This is a genomic window from Acuticoccus sediminis, from assembly GCF_003258595.1.
GTDB classification, from domain to species: domain Bacteria; phylum Pseudomonadota; class Alphaproteobacteria; order Rhizobiales; family Amorphaceae; genus Acuticoccus; species Acuticoccus sediminis.
The window spans coordinates 429,574-444,088 of record NZ_QHHQ01000002.1 but is presented as its reverse complement, the minus strand read 5'-3'; the positions used below and the strand labels follow the sequence as shown (position 1 = coordinate 444,088).

Here is a 14,515-nt window from a genome sequence, read left to right as displayed (position 1 = left end):
GGTCCTGCGACAAACAGCAAGTGGCATGCCAGCGGTCGACTGATACGCCGGACCGGAGCCTAACATTTAGGCGCTATGCAGTATATTGATGATTTCATCCATCTCATCGGCCGTATTCGAGAAGGCCGTCACCATCCGTATCTCGCCCTCTCCCCGGTCGAAGAATCCGACGTTTGCGGCGTCAAGCCTGCTGCTCAATACCTCGTCAACTCTGCAGAAAATTTCATTGATATCGACAGGATAGAGGAGCGCGATACCATCGATACTGCGCATCCCGCCGGCCAGTCGCGCCGCCATCTTGTTGGCATGTCCTGCCAGATTCAGCCAAAGTCCGTCTGCGACGTAGGCATCGAGCTGTGCCGAGACGAAGCGCATCTTGGACAGAACCTGTCCGGCCTTCCGCGCGCGATAGCGCAGCGCCTCGGCGAGCGCGGGGTCGAACGCCACCACCGCCTCGGCCGCCAGCGCCCCGTTCTTCGTCGCCCCGAACGAGAGGACGTCGACCCCGGACCGCCAGGTCAATTCCGCCGGGGTGCAGCCGAGCGCGGCCACGGCGTTGGCGAACCGCGCCCCGTCCATGTGGACACGCAGGCCGAAGCCGCGGGCGACCGCCGCAAGCTCCGCCACCTCATCCACGTTGTAGAGCGTGCCGCATTCCGTCGCCTCGGTGAGCGACAGGACCTTCGGCGGCGCGACCGCCGTCCCTGCCCCGGCCGCCTTCGCCAGATAGCGCTCCAATACCGCCGGCCGCAGGCGCCCCTCCTCGTGGCCGAGCGGAATCAGCTTGGCGCCGCCGGTGAACATCTCCCCGGCGCCGCATTCGCTGTCGTGGATGTGGGCGACGCCGCTGCAGCAGACCGCGCCCCAGGCCGGCACAAGCAGCGAGAGCGCCAGTGCGTTGGTCGCGGTCCCGGTCAGGGTCGGCTGGACGACGCAATCGTGCTCGAACAGCTCGCTAAAGGCCGTCTGCAGCCGCGCGGTCCACTCGTCGGCGCCGTAGCTGCGGGCGGTGCCGGTCGACGCGCGCACGACCGCCTCGACGATCTGCGGCGCCGCCCCGGCGACATTGTCGCTGCGCAGGTCGACCATCAGACGGCGACCCGGTAGCGCTCGACCGCCTCCTCGTCGAGCTCGACGCCGAGGCCGGGCGCCTCGGGCATCGCGACGATGCCGTCGACCGGCCGGAACGGGTTCGCGGCGAGTTCGCACCGCAGCGGGTTGTCGGTGGCGTTGAACTCAAGGTATGGCGCGTCGCGGGCGACGGCGAGGACATGCAGCGTCGCGGCGATCAGGATATCGGCCGACCAGCAATGCGGGATGACCCTCACGCCCCTCGCCTCCGCGGCATGCAGGATGCGCATCGTCTCGGAGATCCCGCCGACGCGCGCCACGTCCGGCTGGATGATCCGCAGCCCGCCCCGGTCCATCAGGTCGAGGTAGGGGCGCAGCATCGATTCCTTCTCGCCGGTGGCGATCGGCGTCGGCGAGACGGCGGTCAGCCGCGCGAAGCCCTCCAGGTCGTCCGGATCGAGCGGCTCCTCCAGGAAGAAGACACCGTGGTCGGCGAGGCCCCGGCCGAGGTAGATCGCGTCCTCCAGCGGCGCGGCGAAGCCGAGGTCGATCATGATGTCGGGCTCGTCGCCGATCGCCTTGCGGATCTCGGCGACGGTCCGGACCGTCCCCTTCACGTCCGTTCCGAGGCCACCCCAGCCGAATTTCATGGCGCGGAAACCGTTCGCCACGTGCTTCTGCGCGAGGTCGATCAGCGCGGCCGGGTCGCCGGGATCGAGGTCGCTGGCGTAGGCCGGCACACCCGTGCGGCGCGCACCGCCCAGAAGGCGCCAGACCGGAACGCCGAGCGACTTGCCGAGGATGTCCCACAGCGCGATGTCGATGCCCGACAGGACGTGGATGGCAAGGCCCCGGCGGCCGTAGCTCGACGTCCGCTTGTAGAGCATGTCCCACAGGCGGTTGATGTCGCGCGGGTCCTCGCCGATCAGGAGCCGCCCCATTCCCGACGCCGAGACCGACATCAGCGGCGCCTCGATCACCGCTTTGGCCGCGAGCGCATTGGTATGCACCTCGCCCAGGCCGGTGATGCCGGCGTCGGTGTGGATCCTGATGATCAGGAGGTCCTGGCACCCGTCGCCGATATCCCGGATCTCCGGAAGGCTGACGAGGATGGTTTCGACTTCAGTGATACGCATGTGCGGTCTTTGCGGTCGGAACGGTGTCTTGGGCGAATCGCCATTCGTCTAAAGCAAACGAGAGGCCGAGGAGAGGATTATGGCTGAAATTCTTGTCACGGGGCGAACGGCGGCCGAACACTGGATGGAGACCGTCGCCGCGCACCACACGCTCCATCGGATCGGCGCCGGGACGGACCGCGAGCCGGTTCTCGCGGCGGCCGCTCCCGTGGTGCGCGCGCTGGTGAGCGGCGGTGGCTTCACCGTCGACGCGGCGCTGATGGACCGTCTGCCCCACCTCGGCCTCATCGTCGTCACCGGGGCGGGCTTCGACCGGATCGACGTGGCGGCCGCTAAGGCCCGCGGCATCGGCGTCTGCAACGCGCCGAGCGCGACGGCGACGTGCGTCGCCGACATGGCGATGGGGCTCTACCTCGCGGTCGGTCGGGAGATCGTCACGAACGACCGCTTCGTCCGCGAAGGCCGGTGGCTCGCCGGGCGCCCCGCGACGACGCGCCGGGTCAGCCACCGGCGCGCCGGCATCTGGGGCCTCGGCAGCATCGGCGAGGAGATCGCGAAACGGGCGACCGGCTTCGCGATGGATGTGCACTACTGCACGCGCCGCCCGCGTGAGGGCGTCCCGTACCGGCACCACGCGCGGCTCCTCGACCTCGCCGAGGCGGTCGACGTGCTCTTCTGCGCCGTCCCTGCCACGCCGGAGACGAGCGGGGCGGTCGACCGTTCGGTCCTGAAGGCGCTGGGGCCGCGCGGCATCCTCGTCAACATCGCGCGGGGGAGCGTCGTCGACCAGCCGGCCCTGATCGAGGCGCTCCGGACCGGGACCATCGCCGGAGCCGGTCTCGACGTGTTCACCGACGAGCCGCAGGTTCCCGCCGAGCTCATCGCCATGGACAACGTCGTCCTCGGCCCGCACGCGGCAGGGTCGACGGACGAGACCTGGCAGGACGTGATCACCGCCGTCCTCGACAACGTCGACGTCTACCTGCGCGAGGGCCGCTACCTGACGCCGGTGTCGTGACCTGCGCTAGTCCTCCCAAACGGGCGTGAGCCACGCGGCGTACTCCGGGATCTCGCCGCGAACGATGGCGAAGTATCGCTCCTGCAGCGCCAGGGTGACGGGGCCGGGCTCCCCGGATCCGACCGGCAGGCGGTCCACCGAGAGGATCGGCGTGACCTCCTGGCCGGAGCCGCACAGGAACGCCTCCTCGGCCGCGAAGAGCTCCGTGCGGTCGACACGGCGCTCGGCGACGGGCCGGTCGGTGATATCCGCGCCGAGCCGCAGGATCGTGTCGCGCGTGATCCCCTCGAGGATGTCGCTCCCCACGTCCGGCGTGACGAGCCGGCCGTCGCGCACGAGCACGAGGCAGGCCCCCGACCCCTCGGCGAGCTTGCCGTCCGCGGTCATCATCAGCACCGCATCGTAGCCGTCCTGGACCGCCTCGATCTCGGCGGTCCGGTTGTTGACGTAGTTCCCCGTGCACTTCACCCGGGGCGGCAACGCACTGTCGGCAATGCGCCGCCAGCTCGACACGGTGGCATGAAGGCCGCCGCCGACGCCGCGGGACGGCCGCGGCAGCGCCCCGGCGATCAGCCCCACCGGCCCTGTCTGGTGCAGCGGGTCGTCGCCGCCGAGGTAGGCGATGACGCGCACGTGCGTGTCCTCGCGCAGGTCGTTGGCGCGCAGCATCGAGACGACCGCCTCCTCGATCTCGTCGTGGGGAAGAATCCGCTCGTAGCGCATCGCCTTCATGCCGAAGCGCAGCCGGTCGATGTGCTCGGCGAGGCGAAACAGGAGGAGGTTGCCGGACGCGCTGCGGTAGGCCCTCAGCCCCTCGAACACGCCGCAGCCGTATTTGACCACGCCGGAGAAGGCGTGGACCTTCGCGTCCGCGTAGGGAACGATCGAACCGTCCAGATACATGTAGGGGGCAGTGGGCATCGGGTCCTCGTTCCGGCGGTATGCCGCGGCATCTGGTGTCGGGTCGCGTGCAAGCGCCGGGCCCGTCCGTCGACGGCGTCCGGCATCCTGCTTGCAGCGCATCCCGGCGATCCCTACGGTCGTCCGATCCATCGCCAGAAGGTGCCGCCGATGTCCGCCGCCGCCGAACCCGCATTCGCCAACCAGCGCGTCGCCTACTTCAACGGCAAGATCGTGCCGGAATCGGAAGTCATGGTCTCCTTCCGGGATCGCAGCTTCAAGTTCGGCGACGGGGCGTTCGACATGACGCGCACCTTCGGCCACCGCCCCTTCAAGCTGAAGGAGCATATCGACCGCTTCTACCAGTCGCTGCGCTACCTTCGCATCGACCCGGGCCTGTCGCCGAAGGAGATGATCGACGCCAGCGAGGCGGTGCTCGAGCGCAACCTCCATCTTCTCGACGGCGGCGACGACTACTGGCTCGGTCAGCGCGTGTCGCGCGGGATCGACGCCGTCGGCGACGAAGGGTTCGAGCACACCGGCCCGTCGGTGATCGTGGAGTGCACGCCGCTGCCGCTGCGCCAGCGCGCCCGGCAGTTCCGCGACGGGGTGGATATCGTCGTCCCGGCGGTGCGCCGCACGGCCCCGGACGCCCTCAGCCCGCGCGCCAAGACGCACAACTACCTCAACCTCATCACCGCGGACATGGACGCCAAGGCGTTCAACCCCGAGGCGCTGTCGATCCTGCTCGACGTCAACGGCAACCTCGCCGAGGGCACGGGGAGCAACATCTTCCTGGTGACGAACGGGGAGATCCGCACGCCGCGCTCCCAGTTCGTGCTCGCCGGAATCAGCCGCCAGACCGTGATCGACCTCGCGCGGAAGTCCGGAATTCCGATGCACGAGGCGGACGTCGACATCTTCGACGCGCTCAACGCGGACGAGATCTTCATCACCTCGACGTCCTGGTGCATCGTCCCCGCCAGGACGTTCAACGGCAACCCCGTCGGCGGCGGCGCCCCGGTTCCCGGGCCGGTCACGAAGCAGCTGACGGACGCCTACGTCGACTTCGTGAACTTCGACTTCCCCGCGCAGTACCTGAAGTACACCTGAGTCGCTCGGCACGGCGTCAGGCGGGGCGGGTCCGTGGGATCGGCCCGGCGGCCACGTCCTGCGGCCGCCGTCCGTTGGTCAGAGAGTGAACGTCCACGCCTCCGGCACCAGGCGATAGCCGTCGCCGGTGCGGATCATGCGGCCGAAGCCGGGGAAGTGGATGTGCATGCCCGCGACCAGCGTGTTCTCGCTTGCCACCATGTCGAACACGCGCCGGCGGCTCTCGACCGCCCGGTCCGGCTCCCAGTCGAACACCATCGACGCTTCGGGGCGCGGCACCTGGACGCCCGGCACGTGCACCGTGTCGCCCCACACGAGCATGCTGTCGTTGCCGGAGTGGATGAGATAGCCGCAGTGCCCGGGCGTGTGTCCCGGCAGCGGCACCGTGGTCACCCCCGGCATCACGTCCCCCTCGGCCCAGACGAGCCGGTCGCGGTAGGGCGCGATCTGCTTGCGGCTCCACTCGAAGTAGCGCATGCGGCGGCGCTCGTCGGTGGAGGCCATCGCGGCGTCGTCGTGCCACAGGGCATAGTCCGCCTCGCCCACCACCACCTCGGCGTTGGGGAACTGCACCTTCCCCTCCGGCGTCAGCAGGCCGGCGGAGTGGTCAGGGTGCATGTGGGTGAGGAGGATCGTGTCGATCTCCTCCGGCGTGACGCCGGCCGCCGCCAGCGACTGCGGCAGGAGGCCGAGCGTGTCGCCCATGCAGTCGGACGAGCCGGTGTCGACGAGCGCCGTCCGCCCGTTGCCCCGCACCAGGAACATGTTGACCGAGATCCGCGGCGGGCTCGGCTCACGCCCCTCGTCGAGGATCGACGCCGCCTCGTCGGCGGAAACGCTGTGGAAGATGCCGTACCCGGCGTCGAGATAGCCGTCGGTGAGGGCGGTGACGAGGATGTCGCCCACCTTGCGGTGGTAGACTCCGGGGATCTGTTCCGTCGGCAGCATCAGCGGCCCCTGAAGTTCGGTTTGCGCTTCTCGTTGAAGGCGTTGACGCCCTCGTGGCGGTCTTCGGTAGGCACCATGCGATTGTAGGCCTCGATCTCGTAGGCGAGACCGTCGGCGAGGCTCATGTCGATGCCGCGGCCGATGGACTGCTTGATCTGCCGCACCGAGATCGGCGCGTTCTCGGCGATGCGCGTCGCCGTGGCGATCGCCTCGTCGAGGAGGCTCTGCGGCGTGCAGACCTGGTTGACGAAGCCCCACCGCTCGCCGTCCGCCGCGCTGAAGGGGCGCCCGGTGAGGGTGATCTCCTTGGCGCGGCGCGAGCCGACGGCGCGGGCGAGGTTCTGCGTGCCGCCGGCGCCGGGCATGATGCCGAGCGTGACCTCCGTCAGCGCGAACTTCGCCGTGTCCGAGGCGTAGACGAAGTCGCACGCGGCCGAGATCTCGCAGCCGCCGCCGTACGCCGCGCCGTTGACCGCGGCGATCACCGGAATCGGGCAGTTCACGATCGCCCGCACCATCCGCTCGAAGATCGCGTGCTGCGTCGCCCATGTCTCGTCGCTCATGCCGCGACGCTCCTTGAGGTCGCCGCCGGCGCAGAACGCCTTGTCGCCCCGCCCGGTCAGCACCACGACGCGCGCGCCGTCGGTGGTGACCTGGAAGCGCTCGAAGAGGGCCATCAGGTCGAGGCCCATCTGCGTGTTCATCGCATTGCGCGCGTCGGGCCGGTCGAGGACCACGAGGAGGACGTGCTCGGCCGGGCGCTCCAGCGTGATGGTCGTGAAGTCCGGCAGCGCCGGGGGCATCGGGAGGGCGCTCATGCCTTGATCCTGTTGTCGTGTTCGCCGAGGGCCGGGGCCGGCGTCGTGGCGCGCGGCCGCTCGCCGCCCATGGTCAGCGGCACGCCCATGAGGCGCAACCCGCCGGCCTCGACGCTCATCCCGAGCGCCTCCGTCTGCGGATGGCGTGAGACGGCGTCGACCGTGAGGAGCGGCGAGTTCGGCAGCCCCACGGCATCCAGCGCGGCGGCGAGCGCGTCGAACCGCCATTCGGCGACCTTCGCGGCGATCATCGGCAGCAGCCGGTCCCGGTTGGTGACGCGCCCGGCGTTGGTGGCGAAGTCCGGATCGTCGGCGAGCGGCAGGTCGAGGACACGGCAGAGCTTGGCGAAGAGGTTGTCGTTGCCGGCGGCGATCATCATCCAGCCGTCGCGCGTCTCGAACGCCTGGTAGGGGCAGATCTCGGCGACGCCCGAGCCGTAGGGCTTGCGCACCTCGCCGTTGGCCTCGTAGCCGGCCAGCGGCACGGTCATCCACGCCAGCCCCGTCTCGAACAGCGAGGTGGAGATGCGCGTCCCCTCCCCCGAGCGCTCGCGGGCGAAGAGCGCGGCGAGCATGCCGATGACGCTCCACATGCCCGAGCCCATGTCCACCAGCGACACGCCCACGCGGACCGGCGGGCGGTCGCCCTCTCCGGTGACGCTCATGATGCCGGAGGTCGCCTGGGCGAGCGGGTCGTAGCCGGGCTTGGAGGCCAGCGGGCCGACGGCGCCGAACGCGCCGAGGTCGCACCAGATCAGCGACGGCCGCTCGGCACGGATCTCGTCGGCGTTGAAGCCGAACTTCTCCAGGATGCCGGGTCGCAGGTTCTGGATGACGGCGTCCGCCTCCTCGGTCATGAGGCGGCGCAGGTGCGCGGCGTCGTCGCGGTCGGACAGGTTGATGGTGATGCCCTCCTTGCCGCGGTTGAGGCAGGCGAAGGCGGAGGCGGTGTCGCCCCAGAACGGGGGACCCCACCCGCGGGCATAGTCCCCCTTGCCGGGGTTCTCGACCTTGATGACGCGGGCGCCGAGATCGGCGAGAATCATTCCCGCATACGGCGCCGCGACGCTGTGGCCGAGTTCGATGACGGTCACACCGTCGAGCGGCTTGTTGGCGTCCATCCCAAACCTCGTTTCTCGTTGAGCGCACACTAGGGTGGCCTCAAGGGCCGGGTCAATATAACGTTTCACGATAAATCGACCCGTCGGCGCCCGCCCCGGCGCCGGCATGAACACGGGCGGACACACCGCTCCGAAGTGGAGGACGCGCCGATGAACGGCCGCATGAACTCGATCGCCTGGCGGCACGAATGGGCGCCCGCCGCCGCCCGCTTCGCCGACCACACCGCCGTGGTCGACACCGACGGCGCCATCACCTACGCGGCGCTGTTCGACCACGCCGCCGGCGTCGCCGCCGCGCTCGCGGACATGCCCGCGGACGCCGTCGTCGCGACCGTCATGCCGAACGGGCGACACGCCGTCGCGGCGAGCTACGGCGTCGCGATGGCGGGCCTCACCGAGGCGCCGATCAACCCCGCCCTGTCGCCGGACGAGATCGCCCACTGCACCCGCCTCGCCGGCGCGACGCGCCTGCTGACGGTGCCGGAGGTGGCGGACAGGCTCGACGACCTCGCGCCGATCCTGGACCCGCGCACGGTCCCTCCGGTGCCGATCGCGGACCTCGCCGCGGTCCATGTCGACGCCGACGCGCCGGGGCGCATCATGTTCACCTCGGGGACGACGGGAAAACCGAAGGGCATCGTCCACACCCACGGCGGGCGGTGGATCGCCAACATCCTGCAGCGCGCCTCGCTGCAGATCGCGCCGGTCGAGGGCTGCAACGTCCTCCTGATGACGCCCTACTCGCACGGCGCAAGCCTCGTCACGCAGGCGTTCCTGGACGGCGGCGCGGCGGTGACGCTTCTCCCCGGGATCGACCTTCCGCGCGTAACGAACGCGCTTGAGGACAAGACTGTCGACCAGATCTTCGCCTCTCCCTCGGTCCTCGTGCGCTTTGCCGAAGCGTTCGCGGGGCGGGATTACCGGCACATTCGCGCGATCTACACGGGGACAGCGCCGCTCACCCCCGACGTCTACCACGCAGCGAAGGCGATCTTCGGCCCGGTGGTGCGGATCACCTACGGAAAGACCGAGACGTTCAACCCCATCACCGTCCTGACGCCCGCAGAGACCGACCGCTGGTACGCGTCCCCGGCGGCCGCCGCGTCCAACTGCGTCGGCTGGCCGGCGAGCGGGGTCGAGATCGCGCTCGGCGACGACGACGATCCGGACGGCGCCGCGCCAGCGGGCGACGACCGGGCCGCGCCGCGGCCGATTCTCCTGCGCGCGCAGCACATGATGGCCGCCGAGATCGGCCCGAACGGGATCACGCGGAGGCCGCCCGACGGATTCCACCGCACCGGCGACCTCGGCTTCATCGACGCCGAAGGGCGCCTCCACCTCGCCGGGCGCGAGGCCGACGTGATCAAGACCGGCGGCTACCGCGTCACGCCGGACGAAATCGAGGCGCAGCTCCGCCCGGCGATGCCGGGGGGAGAGCTCGTCGTCCTGTCGCTGCCCTCGGCCTACTGGGGCGAGATCATCACCGCCGTCGCCGCCGGTGCTCCGGAGGGCTGGGAGGCGGCGCTCGCGCCGGCACTGGAGGCGATGACGAAGCACAAACGCCCGCGCCTCTTCGTCGACGTCGAGGCCATCGCGCGCAACGGGCTGGGCAAGGTCGTGCGCAACCGGACGCGCGAGGCGGTGCTCGCCCGCTACCGCGTCGTCGACGGCCGCTACCCCGCCCTCGAGCCACTCGCCGACACGGCACACGTTGACAGCATGGCGGAGCCTGTGCACTCTCCGAAATGAAACGTTATACGAGACCGGGCCACTGATCCCCGACCAACGGGGACGCCAAATGGCCCGGCACAGGGAGGGCGCATGCGGCGCGTTGGCATCGATGTCGGCGGCACGTTCACGGACGTCGTCATGTTCGACGAGGGCGGTGGATCCGTCCTCACGACCAAGGTCCCCACGACACCCGCCGACCCCACGGTGGGCGCGCTCGACGGCCTGAGGGCGATCCTCGCCCTCTCCGGCGCCGCGGCCGAGGACATCGGCTTCATCGGCCACGGCACGACCATCGCCACCAACATGGTGATCGAGGGAAAGGGCGCGAAGACCGGGCTGATCACGACCCGGGGCTTCCGCGACATCCTCGAGCTGCGCCGCGCCTGGCGCCATGACCGCGCGGACCTCTACGACCTCTTCTTCGAAGCCCCGCGCGAGCTCGTCCCGCGGCGGCTGCGCGCCGAGGTCACCGAACGCACGCTCAACGACGGCACCATCGAGACCGCTCTCGACGAGGACGGCCTGATGGAGACCGTCAACGCGATGATCGAGGACGGGGTCGAGGCGATCGCCCTCGTCTTCCTCAACTCGCCCGCCAACGCGGCCAACGAGCGCCGCGCCCTCGAACTCGCCCGCGAACGGGTGAACCGCGCCTTCATCACCGGCTCGATCGAGGTGAACCCGGAGATCATGGAGTACGAGCGCACCTCCACGACCGCGGTCAACGCCATTCTGGGCCCGCGCTGCGCCACCTACGCGACGCAGTTCACCGACAAGGTGCGCGACCTCGGCATCCGCGCCGACATCTACTTCATGCAGTCGAACGGCGGCCTCACCTCCCCCGAGGCCGTCGCCGGAAAGCCCGTCACACTGCTGGAATCGGGACCCGCGGGCGGCGTCACGGCCGTGGCGCGCCTCTGCGAGCGGATGGGCGTCGCGGGCGCCATCTGCGGCGACATGGGCGGCACCTCGTTCGACATCTCGTTGGTGCGCGGCGGCCGGCCGGAGATGCGCAACGAGAGCGAGCTGCACTCCTACACGGTGCGCTGCCCGAACATCGACATCATCTCCATCGGCGCCGGCGGCGGCTCGATCGCCCACATCGACGAGGCGGGCGGCGTTCGCATCGGCCCGGAGAGCGCCGGCGCCGACCCCGGACCCGCCTGCTACGGCCGCGGCGGCACGCGCCCGACGGTGACGGACTGCAACCTCGTCCTCGGCCACGTCGACCCGACGAGCTTCATCGGCGGCGACTTCGCGCTCGACCGCGCGGCGGCCGAGACCGCCATCCGCACCCACCTCGCCGAGCCGCTCGGCGTCACGGTCGAGGAGGCCGCGCTCACCGTCCGCCAGGTCGCCAACGCGCTGATGGCGCAGGCGATGCGCCTCATCACCGTGGAGCGCGGCTACGACCCGCGCGACTTCGTCTACGTGCCCTACGGCGGCGCGGGTCCCGTCCACGCCGTCGACCTCGCCCGCGAGCTCGACGTGCCGACGGTGGTCCTGCCGCCTATGCCGGGCGTCTTCTCCGCGTTCGGCATGCTCGTGTCTGACATGAAGAACGACACGCAGGCCTCGATCGTGGAGAACGTCTCCGACCTCGACGCCGACCGGCTGAACGCCGTCTTCGCCGACCTCGAGAAGGCGGCCGCCGCCCCGATGCGCGCTGCGGGCCTCGCCGACACCGACATCGTCATCGAGCGCCGCGCGGACTGCCAGTACCTCGGCCAGGGGCAGACGATGCCCGTCTCCGTCGCGCCAGGCACGCTCGACGCCGCCGGCGTCGGCGCCATCGGCCGCGACTTCCAGGAGGAGCACCGCCGGCACTGGAACTTCGACATCGAGGGACGACCGGTCCGCATCGTCAACGCGCGCGTCACCGCCATCGGCAAGGTCGGCGCGTTCCTGAGCCCGCCCGCGCGCAAGCGCAACGGCGAGGCGCTCGCCCCTGCAGGCACCGCCCGCGTCCACTTCGACGACGGCATCGCCGAGGTCCCGCGCTACCGCCGCGACGACCTTTGCATCGGCGACAGCGTCGAGGGCCCGCTCGTGGTCGAGGAGCTGTCCTCGCGCATCGCCATTGCCAGCGGCGACGCGCTCGAGGTCATGGACGACGCCACCATCGTGATCACCGTGGGGAAACGCTGATGGACAAGGCCACATCCGCCATCATCCGCTCCGGCCTCTACGCCATCGCGCGTGAGATGAAGTCGGCGATGATGAAGACCGCCGGCAGCCCGATCATCCACTCCGGCGGCGACGCCTCCGCGGCGATCTTCGACGCCAGCATGCAGCTCGTCGCCCAGGGCAACGACATCCCGACGATGATGGGCTCGGCCGTCATCTCGACGAAGGCCTCGGTGGAGGCGATCGGCGCCGAGAACCTGCGCCCGGGCGACGTCATCATCTCCAACGACGTCTACCTCGGCGGCGGCAACCACCAGCCGGACGTGCAGCTCACCCGGCCGGTCTTCGTGGACGGCAGGATCGTCGCCTACACCATGACGCGCGGCCACTGGGTGGACATCGGCGGCACCGCCCCCGGCTCGTTCACGCCCGTCACCTGGGACCTTCACGCGGAGGGACTGCGCCTGCCGCCCGTCCTCCTCTACCGCGACGACAAGCCGGTGAAGGACCTCTTCCGCCTCATCGTCACGAACACGCGCGACGAGGGCAACCGCGTCCTCGACATCAACGCCCAGTACGCCGGCACCTACGTCGGCGACCAGCGCATCGCCGAGATGGCGAAGAAGTTCGGCGCCGACACCCTCGCGGAGGCGATGCGCGAGGCGCTCGACTACTCCGAGACACTGATGCGCGCGCAGATCGAGCGCATCCCCGACGGCGTCTACGAGGGCGAGGACTTCGTCGAGCCCGTGCAGGCGCCCGGCTGGCCGACCGACCTCATCCCGATCCGCGTGGAGATCACCGTCTCCGGCGACCGGATGACGTTCGACTATACCGGCACCGGCGCGCAGGTCCGCGGCGGCATCAACTGCCCGTTCTCGGTCACGTGCAACTCCACCTGGTTCACGGTGAAGGCGATCACCGACCCGTCGGTGCCGATCAACCAGGGCTGCTACCGGCCGATCGAGATCATCTGCCCCGAAGGAACGCTCCTCAACTGCACCTACCCCGCGTCGGTGGTCTCCGGCGTCACCGAGACGTCGCCGCGCGTGATCGACATGCTGCTGACGACGCTCGCCCAGGCCGTGCCGGACCGCGTGGTGGCTCAGTCCAACGACTCGGCCTTCTCGGTCATCATGTCCGGCGCCGATCCGGACATGGCGCGCGCCAGGGCGCTGGGGCGCAAGCACATCCAGCACATCGACCCGCACGGCGGCGGCTATGGTGGCCGGCCGATGCGCGACGGGGTGAGCGCGATCCGCGTCCTCGTCGGCAACGCGGGCACGACCTCGGTCGAGCAGATCGAGCATCTGACGCCGCTCAAGGTCGACAGCTGGAGCCTCGTGCCGGATTCGGGCGGCGCGGGCCGGTGGCGCGGCGGGCTGACGTGCGAGCGCGTCTACACCGTCGGGTTCGACGAGGCGACGTTGACGGTCATGGCGGAGCGCGGCCTCGTCGCCCCCAAAGGCCTCTTCGGCGGCGAGGCGGGGCACTGCTTCACCGCGCGCGTCGAGACCACCGGCGGCGACACGGTCCAAGTCCCGTCCAAGGGCGCCTACGTCGTCGTCAACAAGGGCGACCGCGTGACGGTGCGGCCGGCCGGCTCCGGCGGCTACGGCAACCCGCTGGCGCGCGAGCCCGAGCGCGTGCTCTCCGACGTCCTGGACGGCTACATCACCGCCGAGGCCGCCCTCGCCTCCTACGGCGTCGTCTTCGACGCCACCGGCAAGTCCGTCGACGAGGCCGCGACGCGCGCACGCCGCGACGAGATGGCAAAGGCGGCGGCATGAACGCCCCGAGCCGCTTCTCCGCGACGTCGCCCCCCGAGCCGGAGGACACGCCGTCCGCCGGCGGTGCGCCCGCCCTCGCGCCAGCGGACTCGCGGTCCTGCGCGGCGCCGAAGGATGCGGCGGCGCCCCCCTCCCCGGAGGGCGTGACAGCTGGCACCGTGACAGCTGGCACCGACCCGGCGAACGCGGCAACGCCGGGCTCCGTCGTGCCCCGCCCCCCGCTCGGCATGGCGCTCGACCGCGCCCTTGCCGACCTCGCGGGCGCGATGCTCCTCGCCATGATGGTGATGACCGTCGGCTCTAGCCTCGGCCGCTTCCTGTTCTCGGCGCCGATCCCGGACATGGAGGCGATCGCCGAGATGCTCCTCGTCGCGGTCGTCTTCCTGCCGCTCGCCTACACCCAGGCGCGGCGCGAGCACGTCGAGGTCACCCTTTTCACGGACCCCTTCCCGCTGCGCCTGCGCCGCGTCGTGATCGTCGCGGGCTGGCTCGTCGGGCTCTTCGGCTTCGCCGTCCTCGCCTACGCGATGGCCAAGGGCGCCTTGCGGGCCCACGCCACCGGCGACGCCTACCTCGGCGTCAACAAGATCCTGACCTGGCCGGCGCGCGCCGTCGCCGTCGTCGGTCTCGTCGCCCTCCTCCTTCGCCTCGGCGTCGACCTCGCGACACGCCGGCGCGAAGCCGCAGAAACCGCCGCGCAGACGGCGGACGACATCGAATACGCTCAATAGGGAGAAACCCC

12 protein-coding genes are annotated in these 14,515 nt (G+C 70.4%); 6 read left to right on the top strand and 6 right to left on the bottom strand.

Features of this window, described 5'->3' with window-relative positions:
- Window positions 1-66 precede the first annotated feature (66 nt).
- Complete coding sequence (locus DLJ53_RS10140) at window positions 67-1,089, bottom strand: threonine aldolase family protein (RefSeq protein ID WP_111344857.1); 1,023 nt, start codon at window positions 1,087-1,089, stop codon at window positions 67-69.
- Entirely contained in the window at window positions 1,089-2,207 is a 1,119-nt protein-coding gene (locus DLJ53_RS10135) for a mandelate racemase/muconate lactonizing enzyme family protein (protein ID WP_111344856.1), read from the bottom strand. Before DLJ53_RS10135 ends, DLJ53_RS10140 begins: the two co-directional genes overlap by 1 nt.
- A gap of 79 nt (window positions 2,208-2,286) precedes the next feature.
- Between DLJ53_RS10135 and DLJ53_RS10130 the strand changes: the two genes are divergently transcribed.
- Window positions 2,287-3,225 (top strand): 2-hydroxyacid dehydrogenase, encoded by a 939-nt coding sequence (locus tag DLJ53_RS10130; RefSeq protein WP_111344854.1) that lies wholly within the window; start codon window positions 2,287-2,289, stop codon window positions 3,223-3,225.
- 6 nt (window positions 3,226-3,231) lie between these two features.
- Here DLJ53_RS10130 and ilvE read toward each other — a convergent pair whose 3' ends face one another.
- Window positions 3,232-4,146 (bottom strand): branched-chain-amino-acid transaminase, encoded by a 915-nt coding sequence (gene ilvE, locus DLJ53_RS10125; RefSeq protein ID WP_162409063.1) that lies wholly within the window; start codon window positions 4,144-4,146, stop codon window positions 3,232-3,234.
- Between the two features lie 150 nt (window positions 4,147-4,296).
- Here ilvE and DLJ53_RS10120 point away from each other — a divergent pair, with 150 nt between their 5' ends.
- Window positions 4,297-5,238 (top strand): aminotransferase class IV, encoded by a 942-nt coding sequence (locus DLJ53_RS10120; RefSeq protein WP_111344850.1) that lies wholly within the window; start codon window positions 4,297-4,299, stop codon window positions 5,236-5,238.
- A 78-nt stretch (window positions 5,239-5,316) separates the two neighbouring features.
- Here the strand turns inward: DLJ53_RS10120 and DLJ53_RS10115 are convergent, their stop codons facing one another.
- From DLJ53_RS10115 to DLJ53_RS10105, 3 genes are read right to left on the bottom strand one after another with little or no spacing between them, the layout of a single operon-like run.
- Window positions 5,317-6,186, bottom strand: coding sequence for an MBL fold metallo-hydrolase (locus DLJ53_RS10115; protein ID WP_111344848.1), 870 nt, complete (start codon window positions 6,184-6,186; stop codon window positions 5,317-5,319).
- Window positions 6,186-7,004 (bottom strand): enoyl-CoA hydratase/isomerase family protein, encoded by an 819-nt coding sequence (locus tag DLJ53_RS10110; protein WP_244935053.1) that lies wholly within the window; start codon window positions 7,002-7,004, stop codon window positions 6,186-6,188. Before DLJ53_RS10110 ends, DLJ53_RS10115 begins: the two co-directional genes overlap by 1 nt.
- A complete protein-coding gene (locus DLJ53_RS10105) occupies window positions 7,001-8,125 on the bottom strand; it encodes a CaiB/BaiF CoA transferase family protein (protein ID WP_111344846.1) in 1,125 nt (374 codons plus the stop codon). Before DLJ53_RS10105 ends, DLJ53_RS10110 begins: the two co-directional genes overlap by 4 nt.
- Window positions 8,126-8,275: 150 nt before the next feature.
- On the opposite strand from DLJ53_RS10105, the gene DLJ53_RS10100 reads away from it, so the two are divergent.
- The 4 genes from DLJ53_RS10100 to DLJ53_RS10085 all read left to right on the top strand — a co-directional run bounded on the left by DLJ53_RS10100 (window position 8,276) and on the right by DLJ53_RS10085 (window position 14,504).
- Window positions 8,276-9,874, top strand: a complete 1,599-nt coding sequence (locus tag DLJ53_RS10100; RefSeq protein WP_146619925.1) for a class I adenylate-forming enzyme family protein — start codon at window positions 8,276-8,278, stop codon at window positions 9,872-9,874.
- 72 nt (window positions 9,875-9,946) lie between these two features.
- The gene (locus DLJ53_RS10095) at window positions 9,947-12,004 is read left to right on the top strand and encodes a hydantoinase/oxoprolinase family protein (RefSeq protein WP_111344842.1); all 2,058 of its coding nucleotides are present in this window, start codon (window positions 9,947-9,949) and stop codon (window positions 12,002-12,004) included.
- Window positions 12,004-13,773: a hydantoinase B/oxoprolinase family protein gene (locus tag DLJ53_RS10090; RefSeq protein WP_111344840.1), complete on the top strand. Its 1,770-nt coding sequence runs from the start codon at window positions 12,004-12,006 to the stop codon at window positions 13,771-13,773. Before DLJ53_RS10095 ends, DLJ53_RS10090 begins: the two co-directional genes overlap by 1 nt.
- A complete protein-coding gene (locus DLJ53_RS10085) occupies window positions 13,770-14,504 on the top strand; it encodes a TRAP transporter small permease (RefSeq protein ID WP_111344838.1) in 735 nt (244 codons plus the stop codon). The genes DLJ53_RS10090 and DLJ53_RS10085 overlap by 4 nt, the downstream gene beginning before the upstream one ends.
- Window positions 14,505-14,515 lie beyond the last annotated feature (11 nt).

Coding starts and splice junctions, on each gene's coding strand:
- DLJ53_RS10085 (WP_111344838.1), top strand. CDS start 13,770: ATGAACGCCCCGAGCCGCTTCTCCGCGACGTCGCCCCCCGAGCCGGAG.
- DLJ53_RS10110 (WP_244935053.1), bottom strand. CDS start 7,004: ATGAGCGCCCTCCCGATGCCCCCGGCGCTGCCGGACTTCACGACCATC.
- DLJ53_RS10140 (WP_111344857.1), bottom strand. CDS start 1,089: ATGGTCGACCTGCGCAGCGACAATGTCGCCGGGGCGGCGCCGCAGATC.
- DLJ53_RS10090 (WP_111344840.1), top strand. CDS start 12,004: ATGGACAAGGCCACATCCGCCATCATCCGCTCCGGCCTCTACGCCATC.
- DLJ53_RS10120 (WP_111344850.1), top strand. CDS start 4,297: ATGTCCGCCGCCGCCGAACCCGCATTCGCCAACCAGCGCGTCGCCTAC.
- DLJ53_RS10130 (WP_111344854.1), top strand. CDS start 2,287: ATGGCTGAAATTCTTGTCACGGGGCGAACGGCGGCCGAACACTGGATG.
- DLJ53_RS10135 (WP_111344856.1), bottom strand. CDS start 2,207: ATGCGTATCACTGAAGTCGAAACCATCCTCGTCAGCCTTCCGGAGATC.
- DLJ53_RS10095 (WP_111344842.1), top strand. CDS start 9,947: ATGCGGCGCGTTGGCATCGATGTCGGCGGCACGTTCACGGACGTCGTC.
- ilvE (WP_162409063.1), bottom strand. CDS start 4,146: ATGCCCACTGCCCCCTACATGTATCTGGACGGTTCGATCGTTCCCTAC.
- DLJ53_RS10100 (WP_146619925.1), top strand. CDS start 8,276: ATGAACGGCCGCATGAACTCGATCGCCTGGCGGCACGAATGGGCGCCC.
- DLJ53_RS10115 (WP_111344848.1), bottom strand. CDS start 6,186: ATGCTGCCGACGGAACAGATCCCCGGAGTCTACCACCGCAAGGTGGGC.
- DLJ53_RS10105 (WP_111344846.1), bottom strand. CDS start 8,125: ATGGACGCCAACAAGCCGCTCGACGGTGTGACCGTCATCGAACTCGGC.